Source organism: Acidaminococcus sp. AM05-11 (assembly GCF_003472805.1).
Taxonomy (GTDB): Bacteria; Bacillota; Negativicutes; order Acidaminococcales; family Acidaminococcaceae; genus Acidaminococcus; species Acidaminococcus hominis.
Genome location: NZ_QRMX01000074.1, coordinates 1 through 666 on the forward strand (window position 1 = coordinate 1; position 666 = coordinate 666).

The 666-nt window shown below is 41.4% G+C and carries 1 pseudogene; it reads right to left on the minus strand.

The window, feature by feature from the left end:
- Positions 1 to 666 (minus strand): annotated as a pseudogene (locus DW089_RS11400) (hypothetical protein); the annotation flags it as partial.

The following is a 666-nucleotide window of genomic DNA, read 5'->3' on the forward strand; positions in this document are numbered from 1 at the left end:
CTCTCGAATTTCGGACTTTGCTCTATTTCCCATACCATGATAATGCAAATCATAGTGTTTTAGCCCGACAAGATTTCCCGTTTCATTGGTCTCGGCAAGTTCGATAAAGCCATCATTGTAATCCAAGCCAATCGTTCCATACGTTTTTCGGGTCCTGTAGCTGTCGGTATCTATATCGAACGTTACCATAGCTTGCAGATAACACTTGCTGCCACGGAATACGATACGATAGCTAACGCCATGGCTTTTCTGTACAATGGTTTTTGCTAGCAAGCTGCTCATATACTTAAAAATACAAGCTCCATAAACGTACTCCCGAGCTTTTGTGTTCTTACGCAGCTGAATAACGAAACGATTACCTTTACCCGAGTGTACCATTGGTGTTAGTTGCAGTATCTGATTACAGCGAAATTCATCCTTCGCTCCGATATACAAGGAACGATTATCTCTCTGCTCACGGAAATGTTCCAACCAGACCTTATGACTTGTCAGATTATTGTTTTCAAGATTATGCTGTGCATAAAACAGCTTCTTTGAGCCAAAGCAGAGATGCAAATCTTTGCTCTGAAGCTCTTTCAGCAGGTTAGCCTGCTTTTGTTTGAGGCGGTTAATCTTTTGACCCGTGTAAAAGATTTTCTCTTTTTGCCTGCGATAATATCTCAAAGC